Annotated in this window: 15 protein-coding genes and 2 pseudogenes; 13 read left to right on the top strand and 4 right to left on the bottom strand. The window is 62.7% G+C overall.

From position 1 onward, the window contains the following. Positions 1–127 precede the first annotated feature (127 nt). The 10 genes and pseudogenes from hemE to H9L14_RS13075 all read left to right on the top strand — a co-directional run bounded on the left by hemE (position 128) and on the right by H9L14_RS13075 (position 9,861). Positions 128–1,140 (top strand): annotated as a pseudogene (hemE, locus tag H9L14_RS13120) (uroporphyrinogen decarboxylase). Continuing rightward, positions 1,137–1,589, top strand: a complete 453-nt coding sequence (locus H9L14_RS13115; protein WP_187708448.1) for a CopD family protein — start codon at positions 1,137–1,139, stop codon at positions 1,587–1,589. Before hemE ends, H9L14_RS13115 begins: the two are co-directional and overlap by 4 nt. A gap of 180 nt (positions 1,590–1,769) precedes the next feature. Further along, positions 1,770–3,025: pseudogene (gene rho, locus H9L14_RS13110) on the top strand (transcription termination factor Rho). Positions 3,026–3,050: 25 nt separating this feature from the next. Further along, positions 3,051–3,713 (top strand): YjbE family putative metal transport protein, encoded by a 663-nt coding sequence (locus tag H9L14_RS13105; protein WP_187708447.1) that lies wholly within the window; start codon positions 3,051–3,053, stop codon positions 3,711–3,713. An 83-nt stretch (positions 3,714–3,796) separates the two neighbouring features. Then, positions 3,797–4,513, top strand: coding sequence for a YjbE family putative metal transport protein (locus tag H9L14_RS13100; RefSeq protein WP_187709983.1), 717 nt, complete (start codon positions 3,797–3,799; stop codon positions 4,511–4,513). A 27-nt stretch (positions 4,514–4,540) separates the two neighbouring features. After that, complete coding sequence (mnmE, locus tag H9L14_RS13095; RefSeq protein WP_246444197.1) at positions 4,541–5,821, top strand: tRNA uridine-5-carboxymethylaminomethyl(34) synthesis GTPase MnmE; 1,281 nt, start codon at positions 4,541–4,543, stop codon at positions 5,819–5,821. Between the two features lie 72 nt (positions 5,822–5,893). Beyond that, entirely contained in the window at positions 5,894–7,570 is a 1,677-nt protein-coding gene (mnmG, locus tag H9L14_RS13090; RefSeq protein WP_187708446.1) for a tRNA uridine-5-carboxymethylaminomethyl(34) synthesis enzyme MnmG, read from the top strand. A 46-nt stretch (positions 7,571–7,616) separates the two neighbouring features. Then, the gene (gene rsmG / locus H9L14_RS13085; protein ID WP_187709981.1) at positions 7,617–8,180 is read left to right on the top strand and encodes a 16S rRNA (guanine(527)-N(7))-methyltransferase RsmG; all 564 of its coding nucleotides are present in this window, start codon (positions 7,617–7,619) and stop codon (positions 8,178–8,180) included. A 2-nt stretch (positions 8,181–8,182) separates the two neighbouring features. Next, complete coding sequence (locus tag H9L14_RS13080) at positions 8,183–8,965, top strand: ParA family protein (protein ID WP_187708445.1); 783 nt, start codon at positions 8,183–8,185, stop codon at positions 8,963–8,965. Then, positions 8,962–9,861: a ParB/RepB/Spo0J family partition protein gene (locus H9L14_RS13075; protein WP_187708444.1), complete on the top strand. Its 900-nt coding sequence runs from the start codon at positions 8,962–8,964 to the stop codon at positions 9,859–9,861. Before H9L14_RS13080 ends, H9L14_RS13075 begins: the two co-directional genes overlap by 4 nt. Positions 9,862–9,865: 4 nt before the next feature. Here H9L14_RS13075 and holA read toward each other — a convergent pair whose 3' ends face one another. The 3 genes from holA to leuS are packed head-to-tail and all read right to left on the bottom strand — an operon-like array spanning position 9,866 to position 14,342. Beyond that, positions 9,866–10,882 (bottom strand): DNA polymerase III subunit delta, encoded by a 1,017-nt coding sequence (gene holA / locus H9L14_RS13070; protein ID WP_187708443.1) that lies wholly within the window; start codon positions 10,880–10,882, stop codon positions 9,866–9,868. Continuing rightward, positions 10,879–11,382, bottom strand: coding sequence for an LPS assembly lipoprotein LptE (gene lptE, locus H9L14_RS13065; RefSeq protein ID WP_187708442.1), 504 nt, complete (start codon positions 11,380–11,382; stop codon positions 10,879–10,881). Before lptE ends, holA begins: the two co-directional genes overlap by 4 nt. Beyond that, positions 11,379–14,342, bottom strand: a complete 2,964-nt coding sequence (gene leuS, locus H9L14_RS13060) for a leucine--tRNA ligase (protein ID WP_187708441.1) — start codon at positions 14,340–14,342, stop codon at positions 11,379–11,381. Before leuS ends, lptE begins: the two co-directional genes overlap by 4 nt. A gap of 220 nt (positions 14,343–14,562) precedes the next feature. Here leuS and H9L14_RS13055 point away from each other — a divergent pair, with 220 nt between their 5' ends. Further along, complete coding sequence (locus tag H9L14_RS13055; RefSeq protein ID WP_187708440.1) at positions 14,563–15,237, top strand: porin; 675 nt, start codon at positions 14,563–14,565, stop codon at positions 15,235–15,237. Here H9L14_RS13055 and H9L14_RS13050 read toward each other — a convergent pair. Then, a complete protein-coding gene (locus H9L14_RS13050; RefSeq protein ID WP_187708439.1) occupies positions 15,234–15,743 on the bottom strand; it encodes a thiamine phosphate synthase in 510 nt (169 codons plus the stop codon). The genes H9L14_RS13055 and H9L14_RS13050 overlap by 4 nt on opposite strands. A 62-nt stretch (positions 15,744–15,805) precedes the next feature. Between H9L14_RS13050 and H9L14_RS13045 the strand changes: the two genes are divergently transcribed. Together H9L14_RS13045 and H9L14_RS13040 are read left to right on the top strand one after the other, a co-directional pair. Next, the gene (locus H9L14_RS13045; RefSeq protein ID WP_187708438.1) at positions 15,806–16,459 is read left to right on the top strand and encodes a YggS family pyridoxal phosphate-dependent enzyme; all 654 of its coding nucleotides are present in this window, start codon (positions 15,806–15,808) and stop codon (positions 16,457–16,459) included. A 19-nt stretch (positions 16,460–16,478) separates the two neighbouring features. Next, positions 16,479–16,964 (top strand): hypothetical protein, encoded by a 486-nt coding sequence (locus tag H9L14_RS13040; protein ID WP_187708437.1) that lies wholly within the window; start codon positions 16,479–16,481, stop codon positions 16,962–16,964. Positions 16,965–16,967 lie beyond the last annotated feature (3 nt).

Raw genomic sequence — 16,967 nt, 5'->3', positions numbered from 1 at the left:
GCGCCTAAACCCCGCGTCCCGCGCCCCAACAACTACAACAATCTTCTAAGATTCTAATATATAGGGAGAGAGAAGGGTGGCCTTGAGCCCGAATGAGAGCTCTGGAGCCGGGTCGGCGCGCCAGCCGATGCTTGCCGTGCTGAACAGTGAGCGGCTCGATCCTCCTCCCGTGTGGATGATGCGCCAGGCTGGTCGCTACCTGCCCGAATATCGCCAGCTTCGTTCTGACAAGGGAAGCTTTCTCGACCTCGTCTACGACAGCGATGCCGCGGCCGAGGTCACGCTTCAGCCGCTGAAGCGCTTTCCTCAGCTCGACGCGGCGATCCTGTTCTCCGACATCTTGATCGTACCGTTCGCAATCGGCCAGAACCTGAGCTTCGTCGCCGGCGAGGGCCCGCGCCTGACGCCCCGCTGGCGAATGCAGCTCCGGAGAGCCTGCAGGCCTTCCCTGCGCGTCTGGAGCCCATCTACGAGACGGTTCGCAAGGTGAAGGCGGCTCTGGACCCTTCGAAGGCTCTGATCGGCTTTGCAGGGGCTCCCTGGACGGTGGCGACATACATGGTGGCCGGACAGGGCAGCCGCGACCAATCCGAGACGCGGCGCCTCGCTTATTCGGATCCCGCTCTGTTTCACGCGATCATCGATCGCATCGAGGAGGTCACGCTCGGCTATCTTGCCGGCCAGATCGAGGCCGGCGCCGAGGTGGTGCAATTGTTCGACAGCTGGGCAGGAAGCCTTGCACCGGCCGAATTTGAGCGTTGGGTCATCGCCCCGACCGCCCGCATCGCCGCCGCTGTCAAAGAGCGGTATCCCCAAGTGAAGTTTATCGGCTTCCCGAAGGGCGCCGGCGGAAAGCTGGGCGCATATGCCCGCGAGACCGGGATCGATGCGATCGGGCTCGACGAGACGGTCGACCCGGTCTGGGCGGACAGGGAACTTCCAAAGGGACTTCCCGTGCAGGGTAATCTCGACCCGCTGGCATTATTGTCCGGCGGAGAAGGCCTGAGCGCCGCAGTGAAGCGCATCCTTGACGCTTTTGACGGGCGGCCGCACATCTTCAATCTCGGTCACGGAATTCTCCAGGAAACACCCATCGCTCACGTTGAACAGATGCTTGCAGAGGTGAAGAAGCGCGCATGAGCGATCTCCACGACTTACTCGGCCTCGCTTATCCGTGGGTGAAGGCCGCGCATGTCACATTCGTGATCTTCTGGATGGCCGGCTTGTTCATCCTGCCGCGTTTCTACGTCTATCATCATGAGACGACGCCGGGTTCGGCCGAGGATCGTGCTTGGATCGAGCGGGAGGACAGGGTCCGTACGATCATCCTCACGCCGGCGATCATCATCGTATGGATCCTCGGGCTCACGCTAGCGTGGATCACCGATGCCTGGGCCCAAGGCTGGTTTATCGGAAAATTGGCGATGGTTGTCGGTCTGTCCGGCTATCAGGGGTGGCTGGCGAGCTACGGCAAGCGCCTTGCCGCTGGAAAGCGACCGCTCGACAATCGCACCCTGAGGATCATGAACGAGATCCCTGGCGTTGCCGCGGCGGTCATCGTCGTTCTCGTGATCGTAAAGCCTTTCTGACGCAATCCTTGCGTGCAAGCATTGACTTAGTTCATCGCCAGACATACCTCGACGCCGACGGCTAAATCGGCCAGTTCACTTCCTTTGCCGACGAACCGTTTGTCCTGGATGAGGCGTCCTGCCCATCCCGCGCTTTTTGAATAAAGCCATTCTCCACCTTCGCCCGAAGCGACCCACGAAATGCATCTCAAAGATCTCAAGAAACAAACACCCGCCGAACTGGTCACCATGGCCGAGGAGCTCGGCGTCGAGGGAGCATCCACCCTGCGTAAGCAGGACCTCATGTTCTCCATTCTCAAAGTGCGCGCGGAAACGGGCGCCGAAATCAACGGCTCGGGAACGATTGAAGTCCTGAATGACGGATTCGGCTTCCTCCGCTCGCCCGAAGCCAACTATCTCGCCGGCCCTGACGACATCTATGTCGCGCCGAGCGTGGTGCGCCGATTTGGGTTGCGCACCGGTGACACCGTCGAAGGCGAGATCCGGGCCCCAAGGAAGGCGAGCGCTATTTTGCACTGACCAAGGTCACCCAGATCAATTTCGACGACCCGGAGGCCGTCCGCCACCGTGTCAATTTCGACAACCTGACGCCGCTCTATCCGACTTCGAAGATCGAGCTCGATCCCAAGGATCCAACAGTCAAGGACAAGTCGGCCCGCGTGATCGACATCGTCGCGCCGCTCGGAAAGGGCCAGCGCGCACTGATCGTCGCCCCGCCGCGGACTGGTAAAACGGTCCTTCTCCAGAACATCGCCCGGTCGATCACCGCCAACCATCCGGAAGTGTTTCTGATCGTGCTGCTCATCGACGAGCGTCCGGAAGAAGTTACGGACATGCAGCGATCGGTTCAGGGCGAAGTGATCAGCTCGACCTTCGACGAACCGGCTTCTCGTCACGTGCAAGTCGCTGAAATGGTTATAGAAAAGGCCAAGCGTCTGGTCGAGCACAAGAAGGATGTCGTGATCCTTCTCGACTCCATTACCCGCCTCGGCCGCGCCTACAACACGGTGGTTCCGAGCTCTGGCAAGGTGCTTACCGGCGGTGTCGATGCCAACGCCTTGCAGCGTCCGAAGCGCTTCTTTGGCGCCGCGCGCAACATCGAGGAGGGCGGTTCGCTCTCCATCATCGCGACCGCGCTGATCGATACCGGATCGAAGATGGACGAAGTCATCTTCGAAGAGTTCAAGGGCACCGGTAACAGCGAAATCGTCCTCGATCGCAAGGTCGCCGACAAGCGCATCTTCCCGTCGCTGGACGTCGGCAAGTCCGGCACCCGGAAGGAAGAGCTGCTGGTCGACCAGGGCGTCCTGTCGAAGATGTGGGTCCTTCGCCGGATTCTTATGCAGATGGGCACCGTCGACGCGATGCAGTTCCTTCTCGACAAGATGAAGGATGCGAAGACCAACGAGGACTTCTTCGCCTCGATGAACCAGTAGTCCGCTCGAGCGGTTCTACCGGCTCATGATAACCGGCTTCAGCTTCTCTAGCGTCTTCACCGCCGGTGGTCTGGCCAAGCTCGGCCAGATCATCGTCGGCGACCTTACCATGGCCGGCGACAACGTCGTAATCATGGGGTCGCTGGCGTCGGGGCTCCCGGAGAAGGACAGGCGCCGGGTCCTGATGCTCGGCGTCGGCATGGCGCTGGCATTCCTGATCACGTTTGCGGTGATCGCGACGCAATTGCTCAAGGTCACCGGTCTCGTGTTCGCGGGCGGCCTCCTGCTTCTGTGGGTCGCCTACAATATGTGGCGCGAGTTGCATCCGCGGGCGACGGTCATCTCCGACGACCCGGACACGCCTGAGATCGAAGGCCCGCCTCGCACGAAGACATTTCTGCAGGCCGCAGTGCAGATTGCGATCGCCGACCTCAGCATGAGCTTGGACAACGTCCTGCTCGTCGCCTCGATCGCGAAGGAAAATCCGGCTCTCCTGGTGATCGGGCTCAGCTTCTCGGTCCTGTTCATGGGTTTTGCCGCGAATTACGTAGCTCGGCTCATCCAGCGCTATCACTGGATCAATTACATCGGCCTCGCGGTCATCCTCTACGTCGCCCTAAACATGATCTACGAAGGGTGGGTAGGCGGTGAACATGTGCTTGGCCTGAGGAACGCATTCGGGGCATAGATCGACCGCCGGAACAAAGACCTGGGATGGCGCTTGCTCCGAAACTGCCCGACTGACATCAGGGGGAAAGATTGATCGAGTTTCTGCTGACGACCCTCGCCGCGGCCGCGACGGCCGGATTCGGTGGGCCTGCCGGCATCTGGGACGCCATCGTCCAGGATTTCTCCAACATCACCGAGCCGGCGGCATTTGCGGCTTTCCTGCAGGTGCTGATGATCGACCTCGTCCTCGCGGGCGACAACGCGATCGTCGTCGGTGCCCTGGCGGCGGGCCTGACGCCCGACCAGCGCCGCAAGGTGATCATGATCGGCGTGCTGGCGGCCCTGGTGCTTCGCATCGCCTTCGCCCTCGTTGTTACCCAACTACTTCAAATCATTGGACTTATCCTCGTTGGCGGACTCCTGCTACTGTGGGTGGCGTGGAAGATGTGGCGCGAGCTTCGCCATGAGGGCGAGTCTGGCGGGTCTGAGGAGATTCTGGGGGACGAACATTCCGGGTTGAGGCCTGCGAAGAGCTTCGGCGCTGCCGTCTGGGCCGTTGCGGTCGCGGATGTTTCGATGAGCCTCGACAACGTGCTCGCCGTCGCCGGCGCCGCCCGTGACCACCCGGGTATCCTGATCGTAGGCTTGGTATTTGCAGTGATCCTGATGGGCGTCGCCGCAAACCTCATCGCCCGCTACATCGAGCGCTACCGCTGGATCGGCTACGTCGGTCTCCTCGTGATCCTCTACGTGGCTGTGAAGATGATCTACGACGGCTGGGTCCATCCCGACGTCGGTCTGGGCAAGCTGTTCGCCTGAGGCTCTGACTGCGCTAAGCGGCGCTGCGTGAGCGCCGATACGATCTTCGCCCTCTCCAGTGGACGGCCGCCCGCAGCGGTGAGCATTATCCGCGTAAGCGGACCGGGGGCACACGGAGCTGGCCGGAGATTGGCCGGCTCGCTTCCCGACGTCCGGATTGCGGCGCTGAGGACGCTTCGTGACGAAGCGGGTGGCAGGTTGGACGACGCCTTGGTCCTGCGTTTCGATCGGCCTGCAAGCTCGACCGGTGAGGACATCGTCGAGTTCCACTGCCATGGCGGTCGAGCGGTCGTGGATGCGGTGCTCAGCGCTCTGGCCGAGATTGAAGGGCTTCGGCCCGCGCATCCCGGCGAATTCACGCGCCGTGCCTTTGAGAATGGCCGGATCGACCTGACCGAGGCCGAGGGCCTGGCCGACCTGATCGAGGCTGAGACGGAATTCCAGCGCAAGTCGGCGCTTGCGATGGCCGAGGGCGGGCTGAAGCGCCAGATCGAGCAATGGCAGAAGAGAGTGCTCATCCTGTCCGCCCAGGCGGAAGCAGCGATCGACTACGCCGAGGATGACGATGTCGGCACGGATCCGACCCTCGCCAAGGAATGCTTTGAGCTGGCTCGCGAACTTGGGGAGTGGCTCGGCCGCCCGCGGATTGAACCGCTCAAAGATGGTGTCAGGGTGGTGATTGCCGGGCCTCCTAACGCCGGGAAATCAAGCTTGATCAACGCGATAGCCGGGCAGGAGAGGGCCATCGTCACCGATATTCCGGGGACCACTCGTGACCAAATCGAAGTGCCGCTGTCGCTCGGCGGCATTCCCATTTTGCTGACAGACACAGCAGGTCTACGCGAGAGCGATGACACGATCGAGCGGATTGGAATCAACCGCGCTCGTTCGCTCGTTGAAGGCGCGGATGTCCTTCTATGGCTAGGTGAGACAAAAGAAGCGCCCGGACATTCTCGCAGGATCCTCGTGCATCCGCGGGCCGATCTCGCGGAAAGGGCGACGGCCCCGGAGGGTTCGCTGGCAGTGTCGTCCGTAACTGGCGCGGGCCTGGACGAACTGCTGGCTCGTACATCGGAATTGGCTGCATCCCTGCTGCCGGACGAGGGTGCGATCGCATTGAATCGACGTCAGGCGGCGCATGTCGCCGAGGCCCAGGGAGCATTGGAAGCCGCGGCGGCGACGAACGAGTTCGTCTTTGCTGCCGAGAATGTGCGTGCAGCGCGCGTCGCGTTTGACCGCCTTACCGGGCGGGCAGGAATGGAGGATGTCCTTGACTCTCTCTTTGGTCGGTTCTGCCTCGGGAAATAGGATGTTTCACGTGAAACAAGTCGTCTGAGACGATATTTTCCCTTCGAGCCAAAATCCACTAAGCGCCTGCCGATGTTCGACGTTCTCGTTATCGGAGCCGGCCACGCCGGGTGCGAGGCTGCTGCCGCTGCGGCCCGCCGCGGCGCGCGGGTCGGCCTGGTCACATTCCGGGCGAAAGACATTGGCCAGATGTCGTGTAACCCCTCGATCGGTGGTGTCGGCAAGGGCCACCTTGTGCGTGAGCTCGACGTGTTCGACGGACTCATGGCGCGCGCGGCGGACCGGGCAGCAATCCACCGCCGCATGCTCAACAGGAGCAAAGGGCCGGCAGTGCAGGGGCCACGGTTCCAAGCAGATCGTAGGCTCTATCGTTCCGCTATGGCTGCTCTCGTTGCCGAGAGCGGTGTCGAAGTGCTCGTCGCTGAGGCGCTGGCCCTGCGGATTGAAGGTGGCCGAGTTACCGGCTTGCATACGTGCGCAGGTGTTCTCGGGTGCCGAGCGCTGGTCGTTGCAACCGGAACGTTTCTCGATGCGCGCATCTTCGTGGGCGACGAGGTGCAAGAAGGCGGCCGTCGCGGAGAGCGGGCGTCGGGCGCGTTGGCTGAGCAGGTTCGCGGGATGGGCCTAGCGCAGGGAAGGCTTAAGACCGGCACGCCGCCGCGCCTGGACGGGCGCACGATCGATTGGTCTTGCCTCGAAGAGCAGCCTAGCGATCTCGACCATTGGACGATGTCGTCCTTGGATGAGGGCATTCGCGTTCCACAACTTGCGTGCGCAATCGCCCGCACGAACGGACGCACACATGAGATCATTCGTTCAGCGTTCGACCGCTCCCCGTTGTTTGCCGGAGCGATTGAGGGCAGGGGGCCGCGCTATTGTCCGTCGATCGAAGACAAGGTGAAGCGTTTCGCCGATCGCGACAGTCATCAAATCTTTCTCGAGCCCGAGGGACTGGAGGACCATCTCGTGTATCCCAACGGGGTGTCGACGTCGCTACCCGCTGACGTTCAGCGCGCCTTCTTGCGTAGCGTCGAGGGTCTGGAGCGAGTTGAGGTCGTCCGCCCTGGCTATGCGGTGGAATATGAATTCGTCGATCCGCGGCGGCTGCGCTCTACGCTCGAAACAACGGATATCGCGGGCCTCTTCCTTGCCGGCCAAATCAACGGAACGACAGGCTATGAGGAGGCAGCGGCGCAAGGGCTAGCAGCGGGTCTCAATGCGGCAGCCCATGCGCTTGCGTTAGACAAGGTGCAGTTTGACCGACGCACTAGCTACATCGGCGTGATGATCGATGATCTGACCTTGCAGGGGGTCAGCGAACCATACCGGATGATGACCGCGCGCGCCGAATATCGGCTCGCCCTTCGCGCGGACAACGCGACTACGCGGCTCGGCATGGCCGCGATCGAAGCCAAGTGCGTGAAGGATCGTCGCCGGGATCAGATCGAGAATCATTTCGAGCGACGCGCGCGTTCCACGTGGAGCGATACTGAGGAGGGGAAGGCCGACTTCCTATACGCCCCTTATCTGGAGCGTCAGGAGCGTGAATGGGAGGCGGTTCAGCGCGACGCTCGCGTAACGATTCCCGCTTGGCTTGAGTTTGCCTCGGTTCCTGGAATCTCCACGGAGATGGCGGAACGGTTGGAGCACGCGCGGCCTGAGACCTTGGATCAGGCGTCGCGCATTCGAGGCGTGACGCCGGCGGCTCTCTCCGCCCTTTATGTTGCAGCCAGCCGTCGGGCGGCATGATCGAGAGGGTCTTGGCGGCTTCAGGCCGCGATGTTTCACGTGAAACATTCGATCGAATTGCTCTTTACGTTCGCATTCTCACTCAAAGTGCAGGGGGCAGAACCTTATCGCGCCCTCAACCCTTGGGACTATTTGGGAGCGTCACGTTCTCGATTCGGCGCAGCTAGTGCGATTCGAGCCTTTCAACGGTGCATCCTGGGTCGATGTCGGATCCGGGGCCGGACTTCCCGGACTGATCGTCGCGCTCCTAGTCAAAGGACCGATCACACTGATCGAGCCGCGCCGTTTGCGAGCCGAGTTCTTGAGTGATGTCGTCTCGAAGCTTGGTCTGGCCGATCGAGTCACGATCGAGTGCGCCAAGGTCGAGCGCGTCCAAGGAAAGTTCGACGTGATCACGGCACGGGCGGTCGCCGCGCTCGACCGATTACTTGCCATGACGGAGCACCTATCCAAGAGTGAGACGGTCTGGGTGCTTCCGAAGGGCAAAAATGCTCAGACGGAACTGGCGCAGGCGCAGGTAAACTGGCACTGTGACGTTCGGGTCGAACAGAGCTGCACGGATCCGGAATCCCAGATTCTCGTGCTGACAAGGGTGGGGGCGAAGAAATAGCGATGATCAGGGTCGCTGTCGCGAACCAGAAGGGTGGGGTCGGCAAGACCACCACGGCGATCAATCTTGCTACCGCGCTGGCCGCCGTCGGCTGGAAAGTGCTGTTGATCGACCTCGATCCGCAGGGCAACGCCTCGACCGGCTTGGGAATTGGCCAGTCGGGCCGCGAGATTTCCAGCTATGACGTGCTGATCGGCAGTGCGGGCGTGGTCGAAGGCGCCGTTGCCACTCGCGTGCCGCGTCTCGAACTGCTCCCAGCGACGATGGATCTTTCGGGCGCCGAAGTTGAGCTCGTGAGTCTCGAGGATCGCGCTCGGCGCCTGGAACGTGCCTTGGATGCCGTGCCGTCTGGGCGGTGGGACATCTGCTTGATCGACTGTCCGCCTTCGCTGGGGTTGCTAACCGTGAATGGACTGGTAGCCGCCCGGCACCTGCTCGTTCCGCTCCAGTGCGAGTTTTTCGCTCTGGAAGGTCTGAGCCAGCTTCTTCAGACTGTCGAGCGCATACGTCTTGCATTCAATCCCGAGTTGCAGATTCTGGGAATCGCGCTGACTATGTTCGACAAGCGCAACAATCTATCTCAACAGGTTGCTGACGATGTCCGCGCCTGTCTCGGCCAAGCCGTGTTCGACACGGTGGTCCCGCGGAATGTCCGGCTTTCGGAGGCGCCAAGCCATGGGTTGCCTGCCTTGATCTACGATCTTCGCTGCCCCGGTTCCGAGGCTTACGTGCGGCTGGCCCGAGAGTTGATGGGACGCCTGCCCCGCCACGCGGAGGCCGCATGAGCGCTAACAGGCCTTCTTCAGGGCTCGGACGGGGTCTTCAGGCGCTTCTCGGGGAACAGGCTTCGTCTACTGCCGCCGCCGGCGAACAGGCTCCGGTGCGCCTGGGCGGCGTCCGCGAGATCGAGATCGGGCGTATTCGCCCGAATCCTGAGCAACCGCGTAGCCAGTTCAAGGAAGATGCGATCGACGAGCTCGCCGATTCAATCGCGGAACGGGGCGTCCTTCAGCCGATCTTGCTTCGTCCTCACGGTGACGGCTTCGAGATCGTCGCCGGCGAGCGCCGATGGCGAGCTGCGCAGCGCGCCAGGCTGCACACCATTCCCGCGATCGTGCGCGAGATCGATGATTCGACCGCGGCCGAGATAGCGCTGATCGAGAACGTCCAGCGTGAGGACCTGAATGCGATTGAGGAGGCGGAAGGCTACCGCCAATTGATCGATCGGCACGGCCATACACAGGACAATCTTGCAAAGCTCGTTCACAAGTCGCGGAGTCACGTTACTAACCTACTGAGATTGCTCGATCTTCCGGATTTCGTTAGGCAATCGCTACTGCGAGGCGATATCAGCATGGGTCATGCCCGCGCTGTTGCCGCTGCGCCAGATCCTGAAGCTTTGACCAAGGAGGTCATCGCGAAGGGCCTTTCGGTGCGCCAGGCGGAAGAGAGAGCTCGCGCCGTCAAACCAGGCGCTGTGAACGAAGTTGCCCGAGCGAATTCAGGGACCGCCGGTCCGGTCGATGCGGACGTTGTCGCGCTTGAGCGGCAGCTGGGGGACACGCTGGGTCTCAAGGTTCAGATCGCGCACAACGGTAAGAAAGGCGTCGTAAGCCTTCACTACAGCAGCCTCGATCAGCTCGACATGGTTTGCCAGCGCTTATCGGGCGAGCCGATCTAATCCTCTATCCGCGGCGCGCCTGCCGGGCGATCGCGACCAATTCTTCACCAAGCGCCTCCGCAGCCGGTGGCGAATCACCGCGCATCAGTCGACGCTCAAGCGTGCCTGCTCTCTCCGAGACGCGGGCCAACCCAGCCGAGTCCCATAATGCGAGCATGCGTTCGACCATCGGCTTGTCTTTCCAGAACAGGGACTTACCGAGTGACGTCATGACGCTTTGAATCCTCTCACCCGAGTCAACACGGGCGCGAATGGGTGCGAGCATCAGCAATCGTCTCTGAAGGGAACGGACGACCGGAATCGCCTCCTTACCGCTCGCGTCCATCCGGGATAAAGCGTCGCTGAGCCGTCGCACGTCGCCGCCGAGCGCAAGATCGGCGATGCCCATGAAATCGCCGCCCAGGTCCGCGCCGACGGCATCGAGCGCCTCGCTCCCCAGGTCCTTCGGCGCGTTCGGCGATGCGTCAAGATAGAGAGCGTACTTCGCGAGTTCCTGGGAAATCATCCGCCGGTCATTCGCGCATGCGCTCGCAATGCTCGCTGCTACATCCGGCTGGGCACGCAGACCCTCAGTTCTGGCAAGCTCCACGACCAGTCGCTCGGCGTCGCGGGCATCCAGTTCGTACGATACGTGGGCGAGGGCTAGAGGGTGAGACTCCGCGACCTTCAATAGTCCCGAGGTCTTGCCGAGTTTTCCAGCAATCGCGACGACTGGGCTTTCGGCTGCCGCCGCTTCCAGCAAGGCTTCAACGGCAGGAAGAATTTCCTCGCCGGCGGGCTGGATGACAATGACTTTGGAACCGCCAAACATGTCAATGGCGCCTGCCTCGTCAGCGAGAAGTGCGGGATCGCCGCGCAACACGCCCGACGCGACGGATTGTTTGGAGGCCTTCAGAGCAGCGGCAAGCCGATCGCCGAGCGCGGAGGATTGAGCTTCGTCCGCCCCGTGGAAGAGATAGAAGCGGACCTTCGGATCAGGATCGTCGACCGAGCGGCCGATACTGCCCTTGATCGTTTTCACTGGGCCGCAGGCGCTCGCGACGCGTAAACGCTCAGCCGGGCGACGATCTGGTCGGCGACCGCCTCGGACAGGCGCTCCGCGGCGGTTTGCTCGGCGGCGACGGTTGCATATTCGGAGCTGACGACGTCGATGCCCGCATCAGATCCAGCCGTGGCGTCGAGAACGACAGCCCCGGTGCTGGTGTCGACAAGCTGGTAGCGTGCACGTAGCGAGCGGCGCTCGCGGGTGACTGCACGGTCACCGCGAATGCCAAGACCGACGATGTCGTCGTCGAGCTCGACGTTCAGTCGGTACCGGGCCTCGCCGGCTCCTGACGCCGCTAGGCGATCCTTCAGCTTGTTGAAGACGAGCCAACCAACCTGGCCCTCAATCGGGGCAACCGTCACGGACGACAGGGTTGTGGCGACCGGGCCGGTCGACCCTCCGGCATAGAGCGGCTGCAACTGGCAGCCAGTCACGGCAAAACCCGCCAACACGAGAAGGGCGAGGCCGCGCGTCATGCGACGATATTCACCAACCGGTCGGGCACTACGATCACCTTCCGCGGCGCATTGCCGTCGAGCAACCGCTGTACCTTCTCGGAAGCCAGCGCGAGCGCTTCGGCTGCTCCTCGGTCGAGCCCCCGCGGTGCGTTCAACGTGTCGCGGAGCTTGCCGTTGACTTGAATTGCGAGCGTGACTTCGTCTTCGACCAGCAGGGCAGGGTCGAATTGGGGCCACGGTGCGTCCACGATCATTCCGGTTTCACCGAGCGCAGCCCAAGCCTCCTCAGAGAGGTGAGGAGCGGCAGGCGCTGCCAGCTGAACAAGAATCCTGATGGCCTTCGAACGCATTGCCGACGGCTTCGCCTTCTCGATCGCGCTGGTCAGTTCGTAGAGCTGCGCCACGGCCTTGTTGAACTGAAGTCCATCGAGCGCCTCGGTGACCGCCGCGATCGCCCGATGTAGCTTTCGCTCCAGCGCTTCGTCCGAGCCTTCTGAAACGGCGTCACTCGACGCCAGTCGCCACACGCGCTGTACGAAGCGGGCTGCGCCTTCGATTCCGCCTTCAGACCATTCGAGATCTCGCTCCGGCGGGCTGTCGGAAAGCATGAACCACCGGACAGCGTCAGCGCCGTAGCGCGCGATGATCGGCTCAGGATCGATCGTATTGCGCTTAGACTTGGACATCTTCTCGACGCGGCCGAGAGTGACGGGCGCACCGCTTTCAATGTGAGTCCAGTCGTCGCCGTCGCGGCGGACTTCGTCAGGGCTGAGCCAGCTTCCATCGCCAGCGCGATAGGTCTCGTGCGTGACCATCCCTTGGGTGAACAGACCCTTGAACGGCTCGCTCATTCCAATCCGGCCAATGCGGTTGAGGGCGCGCGTCCAGAAGCGAGCATAGAGTAGGTGAAGGATCGCGTGTTCGACGCCGCCGATATATTGGTCGACTGGCAGCCATTGCTCGGCCTCACCACGATCGAAGGGCTTGTCGGCCGGCTCGCTTGCGAACCGGATGAAGTACCAGCTCGAATCGACGAATGTGTCGAGAGTGTCGGTCTCGCGCCGCGCCAACCCGCCGCACGAGGGGCATGAGACGTTCCGCCAGGCGTCGTGACGGTCGAGGGGATTTCCCGGCCTGTCGAAGCTGACATCCTCTGGGAGCACGATAGGAAGCTGGTCACGCGGTACCGGCACCGCCCCGCACTTGCCGCAGTGAATGATCGGAATCGGAGTGCCCCAGTAACGCTGGCGCGAAACGCCCCAGTCGCGAAGGCGGAAGGCGGTCTTGCCTTCGCCCCATCCGCCCGCCTCGGCCCGGCGGATGATCTCGGCGGTTGCCTGCTCGGTCGTCAGGCCGTCGAGAAACTCTGAGTTGACCGCGATGCCATCCATCGACTCGGCCTCTCCGACGATCGGCTGGCCGGCCTCTTCCGCGTTCGCTGCAACGACGCGTTTGATCGGGAGGCGGTATTTGGAGGCGAATTCGAAGTCGCGCTGGTCATGGGCCGGAACGCCGAAGATCGCGCCGGTGCCATATTCCATGAGGACGAAATTCGCGATGTAGACTGGGAGACGCCAGTTCGAATCAAGCGGGTGGATAGCCTCGATCGGGGTCAGGAAACCCTTCTTTTCGGCCGTTTCGATCTCGGCCGCGCTGGTGCCGCCGCGCTTGCATTCGGCGATGAATTCGGCGGCCTTCGGATCGCGAGCGGTAATCGCCTCGGCGATCGGATGCGTTGGGGCGATCGCGACGAAGCTGGCGCCAAAGATTGTGTCCGGACGAGTAGTGTAGACCTCGATCTTGTCGATTCCGTCGGCCGCTTCTGCCAAGCGAAACCGGAACTGCAGGCCGCGGCTTTTTCCGATCCAGTTCTCCTGCATCAGCTTGACCTTGTCGGGCCAGTTCTCGAGCTCGCCGAGCCCGTCAAGGAGTTCGTCGGCGAAGTCGGTGATCTTGAGGAACCACTGCGAGAGACGCCGGCGCTCGACAGGCGCGCCCGAGCGCCAGCCCTTGCCATCGATCACCTGCTCATTGGCGAGGACGGTCATGTCGACCGGATCCCAGTTGACCTCGCTCTCCTTGCGATAGACTAGGCCTGCCTCGAACAAGTCGAGGAACAGGGCCTGCTCGTGCCCGTAATAGTCGGGCTCGCAGGTGGCGAGCTCGCGGCTCCAGTCGAGCGCAAAGCCCAGCCGCTTCAGCTGTCCGCGCATCGTGTCGATGTTGCTTCGGGTCCAGGCGCCGGGATGGACTCCACGTTCCATAGCCGCATTCTCGGCCGGCATGCCGAACGCGTCCCAGCCCATTGGGTGAAGGACCTCGCGTCCCTGCATCCGGCGGAAGCGCGCAAGCACGTCGCCCATCGTGTAGTTGCGGACGTGGCCCATGTGGATGCGCCCCGACGGATAGGGGAACATCTCCAGCACATAGGTCTTGGGCTTCGGGCTCGCGGTATCGGCAACGAAGCTTTGGGCTTCGTCCCAGCGGGCCTGCCAGCGGATGTCCGCGACGGCCGGATCGAAACGGCCGGTCATATGCTCGGCCTTACCCCTGACGGTCGTGCGGCGAAGGTCGCGGGCACGGGTGAGGATGATGTCCTCAAGCTTTTGGACGGTCGCGGCGGAAACCGGAGCGTTCACCCAGGCGCCGCCCTGGTTGACCTGGCGCGAGGCCGTGACGCGAAGGGCGTCGGCGCGAAGGTCCTGGTCGAGGATCGCGACCGTGACCTTAACCCGCTCGGTCGGCAAGTTGGGATTCGAATACCAGTCGGTGATGATCACCCCGGTGTTGGCATCGGCCTGCAGCAACGGAGCGAAGGAAATGGTGTCGAGCGCGGCGCGCCAGAGATAGGCGTTCACGCCGATTGTGGTCATTCGCGACGGAGCCAGCTCGACGGGCACGTCGCGGTTGCGGGAGCAGCCCGGCGCGGCCACGGCGATGACAAGGAGCGCAGCAGCGGCGGTCTTCAGGCGGAGCATCGGCAATCCTCTTGGGCAGGGATAAAGGGGCTTAGGAAGGGGCTTATAGATACTGGATGAATAGCCGCAAGCAGCCGTGAGACCGGGATTCTGTGTTGAGTCTGCAACAATACGGCACGGAATCGATTTGCGTCATGGAACCTTCAGGCTCGCCCGACTATATCGAATTCGTAACAGGAGGTTTGAATTGCCGAGTCTCGGTCGTTCCCGGAGCGCTAAGATGCTCGCCGCGGTTTCCGCGGTGGGTCTACTTCTGTCGCCCGCGGCCGCTGCTCCGGCAAGGAAGAAAGCTCCGGCCGTCGCTGTAAGCTTCGACCCGCTTTCGACCTTCACCCCAGCGGGTGCGGACCCCAAGCTCGCCGCTTCGTTTGGCGAGCGCGGTCTGTCGCTGACCGATTTCAAGTTCACTCCTGCCGCAGCCAAGAGCCGTCCGTCCCAGGTCCGGGTGGCAATCCGGGCCCGTCCGGATGCGGCGCTTCGGACCAAGACCGAATTCGGTTCGGCCTCGCCGATCACCGCGCTTACTCCCGCCAGCTACAATCTCGGCGTGGCCGTTGGCTGGCGCCGGTTCGCAGTCGCCGGCGATGTCGCCAAGACCGACTCGCGCAACCCGGCAATCGGCAGCAAGCAAAGCGCCGTCGTGGGCGTCAGCTATTCGCTCAAGCGATTCACCGGCCGCGTGGCAGTGGGCGCTGAGCGCGATGATGATCGGGTGCCGGCGCTCCGCGACCGCGAGAACTACTCGCTGGATGTCGGCGGCGCCTATAACCTGACCCGCAGCCTCTCGCTGACTGGTGGCCTGCGCTACAATGTCGAGCGCGACCGTAATGCGGTGGTGAACGACAATCGCCGCGATAGCCAGGCAGTCTACGTCGGAACGGCGTTCAAGTTCTAAGCGCCTTCGTCGCCTAGCCAGGCGTCGATCCCAGCCCAGCCGTAAAAACCCTCACGCTCCAGTTGCGTGAAATTCAGCGCGGTCATGCCTCCAAGCGCGATCGCCGGAGCCGCTGCGGCGCGGGCAATTTCTGCCGCCTTGGCGACGCCCAATGGTTCGCGGCCGGGATGTGATCGGGTCACGAAGACAGCCGAGACAAAGACCAACGAAGCGCCTTCGGCATTTGCAGCCTCTGCTTCAGCCATCGAGTGAATCGGTCTCGAAAACGGCAGGCCGGACGATCGTGTAGGATTGTGGACGAGGTCGGCGCCGATCGATCGGGCCAGACCAGCGTCTCCTGCGACCGCAAGTGTCAGGTTCTGTCGACGGCAGAACTCCGCGATTCGTTCTGCAAGCATGGCCCGGGTGTCCGGAGGCGTTGAATGGTGCCGGAACACGATCCCGGATTCGGCCGGCAGCCGATCGATCGCGGTCCAGAGCCGCTCGCCCATCCGTTCGTCGGTCATCAGCCATGCACGCGGCCAAGGTCTCTGGCGGGGAATCATGCCGCTTCCTATAGCCGCGTGTCATGACTGCTGCCGAGCGACGACAGAAAATCCTCGACGAGATCGCCTCCGTCGCGAAGCTCGCCGGGCGGAAGGCGGCTGACGTCAAGCTGATTGCCGTCAGCAAGACCCGCTCATCCGATGAAGTCGAAGCGCTAATCGCTGCGGGACAACGCGACTTCGGCGAAAGTCGAGTCCAGGAAGCGCTTGAAAAGTGGCCAACCCTCCTGGCGCGCGATCCTGGAATCCACCTTCACTGCATCGGCAGGCTTCAGTCGAACAAAGCAACCGAGGCCGTAAAATTGTTTGACGCGATCCATTCGGTCGACCGCCTCTCCCTGCTCGATGCCTTGGTCAAGGAGGCCGATAAGATTGATCGACGACCGTCTATGTACGTCCAGGTGAACATTGGCGAAGAGGAGCAGAAAGGTGGCTGCCCGATCGGCGAAGTCGGCTCGCTGGTCCAAGCGGCGCGCTCATCCGCTTTGCCGCTCGCTGGCCTGATGGCGATCCCGCCGCTGGGCGTCGAACCCGCCCCCTTCTTCGCCTTGCTCGCCAAGTTGGCGCGGGAGCACTCCGTCGAAGGGCTCAGCATGGGCATGTCGGGTGACTTCAAAGCCGCGATCATGCTCGGCGCGACATCGGTCCGAATCGGAACCGCCTTGTTCGAGGACTAGTCCCGGCTAGGTTGCCTGCATGCGCTGGCTTCCCACCCTGCTTCTGCTTTTTGCTGTCCCCGTGTCGGCGGCAGACCTGCTGTTCGCGGGCGGCCAATGGGTCGCGCTCGACCGGGGCCACAGCTGTGAGGCTGGTAGCCGTTCACTTCGCATCGCCCAGAAGGGGAAGGTGCAGGCTCGCGCGGGCTTCGCGTTCGACGCCGCCGGGCCAAGGCGCGGCCAGTTCTTCGCGCAGCTGAGCCGAATGCCTCGGCAGGGATCGACCGTCATCCTCACCGTCGGCGACCAGCCGTTCCTGCTCGTCGCCGGGCGCGGATGGGCTTGGAGCCGCGATCCAGCGCAGGAAGCAGCCATCATCGCGGCTGTTCGCGCCGCCGGCGGAATGCGTGTCGATTCGCGCGATCAGGCTGGCGGCCGCTTCGTCGATCGCTACCTGCTGGAGGGCGCTCCCACTGCAATCGATGCCGCCGCCGCTCGCTGTGCTGGCAAAATGCAGCGCCGATAACTA

Origin of the sequence: Sphingomonas sediminicola (assembly GCF_014489515.1) — a bacterium.
Taxonomy (GTDB): Bacteria; Pseudomonadota; Alphaproteobacteria; order Sphingomonadales; family Sphingomonadaceae; genus Sphingomicrobium; species Sphingomicrobium sediminicola.
Note: the sequence above shows the minus strand (reverse complement) of the source record. Positions and strands in the feature narration are given on the sequence as shown.

What these genes read in the sequence shown, in the direction of transcription:
- H9L14_RS13075 (WP_187708444.1), top strand. Translation starts at nt 8,962, where the DNA reads ATGAGCGCTAACAGGCCTTCTTCAGGGCTCGGACGGGGTCTTCAGGCG.
- leuS (WP_187708441.1), bottom strand. Translation starts at nt 14,342, where the DNA reads ATGCTCCGCCTGAAGACCGCCGCTGCTGCGCTCCTTGTCATCGCCGTG.
- H9L14_RS13050 (WP_187708439.1), bottom strand. Translation starts at nt 15,743, where the DNA reads ATGACCGACGAACGGATGGGCGAGCGGCTCTGGACCGCGATCGATCGG.
- mnmG (WP_187708446.1), top strand. Translation starts at nt 5,894, where the DNA reads ATGTTCGACGTTCTCGTTATCGGAGCCGGCCACGCCGGGTGCGAGGCT.
- H9L14_RS13040 (WP_187708437.1), top strand. Translation starts at nt 16,479, where the DNA reads ATGCGCTGGCTTCCCACCCTGCTTCTGCTTTTTGCTGTCCCCGTGTCG.
- lptE (WP_187708442.1), bottom strand. Translation starts at nt 11,382, where the DNA reads ATGACGCGCGGCCTCGCCCTTCTCGTGTTGGCGGGTTTTGCCGTGACT.
- H9L14_RS13055 (WP_187708440.1), top strand. Translation starts at nt 14,563, where the DNA reads ATGCTCGCCGCGGTTTCCGCGGTGGGTCTACTTCTGTCGCCCGCGGCC.
- H9L14_RS13115 (WP_187708448.1), top strand. Translation starts at nt 1,137, where the DNA reads ATGAGCGATCTCCACGACTTACTCGGCCTCGCTTATCCGTGGGTGAAG.
- H9L14_RS13105 (WP_187708447.1), top strand. Translation starts at nt 3,051, where the DNA reads ATGATAACCGGCTTCAGCTTCTCTAGCGTCTTCACCGCCGGTGGTCTG.
- H9L14_RS13045 (WP_187708438.1), top strand. Translation starts at nt 15,806, where the DNA reads ATGACTGCTGCCGAGCGACGACAGAAAATCCTCGACGAGATCGCCTCC.
- H9L14_RS13080 (WP_187708445.1), top strand. Translation starts at nt 8,183, where the DNA reads ATGATCAGGGTCGCTGTCGCGAACCAGAAGGGTGGGGTCGGCAAGACC.